Annotated in this window: 2 protein-coding genes and 1 pseudogene; 2 read left to right on the top strand and 1 reads right to left on the bottom strand. The window is 63.6% G+C overall.

The genetic code is table 11. The annotated features are described in order from the left end of the window. The first annotated feature begins 80 nt into the window (after positions 1–80). Both tnpB and AC6EUL_RS22770 read left to right on the top strand, forming a co-directional pair. A complete protein-coding gene (gene tnpB, locus AC6EUL_RS22775) occupies positions 81–311 on the top strand; it encodes an IS66 family insertion sequence element accessory protein TnpB (RefSeq protein ID WP_499872882.1) in 231 nt (76 codons plus the stop codon). A 78-nt stretch (positions 312–389) separates the two neighbouring features. Beyond that, positions 390–794, top strand: a pseudogene (locus AC6EUL_RS22770) (integrase core domain-containing protein); the annotation flags it as partial. Between the two features lie 437 nt (positions 795–1231). Here AC6EUL_RS22770 and AC6EUL_RS22765 read toward each other — a convergent pair. Beyond that, positions 1232–2200, bottom strand: a 969-nt coding sequence (locus AC6EUL_RS22765; protein ID WP_499872880.1) for an IS3 family transposase, incomplete at its 5' end; no start/stop codon positions are given.

Genomic DNA, 2200 nt, shown 5'->3' with positions numbered 1-2200 from the left:
GCGGTCTCCCTGACAAACCTTCAAGGATCAACGCTCACCTCGCCGCAACGACCCAGGGATCTTGGAAAATGCTCTAGGAGATGCTCAAGCGCGATCCCCATTCTGGGTACCTGTTCGTGTTCCGGGGGCGGCGCGGCGACCTGATCAAGGTGATCTGGCACGATGGCCAGGGCGCGTGCCTCTACACCGAGAGGCTCGACCGCGGCCGTTTCCTGTGGCCTTCGGTGGCGGACAGAGCGATGACGATCTCGACGGCACAGCTCGGCTACCTGCTCTCGGGCATCGACTGGCGGATGCCGCGGGAGACGTAGCGTCCGAGTGCGGTCGAGTGAGGATAACGCGTTACAAGGCTTGAGGACTATGCTCTTCTCTCGGGCGTGCCGAACGCGTCCGGCTCCGCCCGGGCCGACTTCGTGCTCGATGCCCTGGAGCAGGCCATGCACGAGCGCCGCCCTTTCGCCGGTGGTCTCGTCTGTCACTCCGACCGCGGGTCGCAAAGCGTCAGCATCCGCTACACCGAGCGTCTCACCGAGGCAGGTATAGAACCCTCCGTCGGTAGCGTCGGAGATTCCTACGATAATGCGCTCGCCGAGACAGTGAGTGGCCTGTTCAAGGCCGAGGTGATCCATCGGCGCGGCCCGTGGCGAGGCTTCGAAGCCGTGGAATACGCCACGCTCGAATGGGTCGATTGGTTCGACAACCGCCGACTGCTCGAACCGATCGGGAATATCCCTCCCGCCGAGGCCGAAGCGCGCTACTCTGCCCAAGCCGAGGCTCAACCCTTGGCCGCCTGAACACAAACCAAATGGCCTCCGAAAAACCCGGGGCGGTTCAGTCGTGGGTGAGCCGGAAAGTTAGAAGCCCGCGCGATGCTCATTCTGGTGTGGACGCAGGGCGCTTCGTTGAGAGCGCATTCCGATTTGGGATTGATCCTTTCCCGGTCAGCACGACGTCGGCCCGCCGTAGCACGACGTCAGGCCACAAAAGCATACTGTCACCTCAAACGAGCTGAGACCGGCGCAAGTTCACCTCCCTTGGCCGTCCAGCGCAGGAACACGCGGTCCGCACGAACAGCGCCGAGCGCTTACCTCATCCCTTCTACAGGTGCGCTCGCAAGACGGCCTTCGCCGGACGCGTACCACGCATCCTCCGCCCACTACGCTTTTCCTGCTAAGTGACAGCGGTGTTGCACGGATCTGATCGGCCCCCACGCGGTGGTCCAAGGGTAAAGTTAGTGCGCGGTAGGCCGCTTCACCACGGGTAGCTTGGCCGGCGCAGCTGGTCGGGCGAGCGCAGACGGCCAAGCGGAGAACGCTGGCACGAACACCTCCGGTGCCGGGGGCCGGTATCCCAGCGATGCATGTGGGCGCACAGTGTTGTAGTGACGCCTCCAGCTTTCGATCACGATCTGCGCCTCCTTGAGTGTGTAGAAGATCTCGCCATTCAGGAGTTCGTCGCGCAGACGCGCGTTGAAGCTCTCGACGTACCCATTCTCCCACGGTGAGCCTGGCGTGATGTAGGCGGTTTTGCTGCCGACCGCGGTGATCCAGGCTTGCACAGCCTTGGCGACGAACTCCGGCCCATTATCCGAACGAATATGGCCCGGTACGCCACGCAGGATGAACAGGTCCGAGAGCACGTCGATGACGTCGATCCCCTTGAGCTTACGTGCGACCCGGATCTCCAGGCATTCGTGCGTGAACTCGTCGAGCACGTTGAGCATCCGGATCTTGCGCCCATCGTGCGTGCGGGCCTCGACGAAGTCGTACGACCACACGTGATTGCGGTGTTCCGGGCGAAGACGAACACAGGAGCCGGCGTTGTCCCAGATCCGCCCCCGCTTAGGCTGCTTGGCCGGCACTTTCAGACCCTCACGCCGCCAAATGCGTTCGACGCGCTTGTCGTTGACGAACCACCCGGCCGCCTTCAGCAACGCGCTGATCTTGCGGTAGCCGTAACGCCCGTACTTTTCGGCCAACGCCACGAGATCAGCCGTCAGAGCCTCTTCGTCGTCGCGGCCCCGCGGTACCTTGCGCTGCGTCGAGCGATGTTGTCCGAGCGCCCGACAGGCGCGGCGCTCGGAGACGGTCATCGTCCGCATGATGTGCTCGACACAGGCGCGCCGGCGCGCGGGGCTCAGATGGGGTATTCGGGGTGCGTCGCGCGGTGGAAGCGGCATGATGGTGCTCTGAACCAACCT

Source organism: Methylobacterium sp. 001424705, from assembly GCF_059816145.1.
This window is presented reverse-complemented; position numbering and strand designations above follow the sequence as displayed.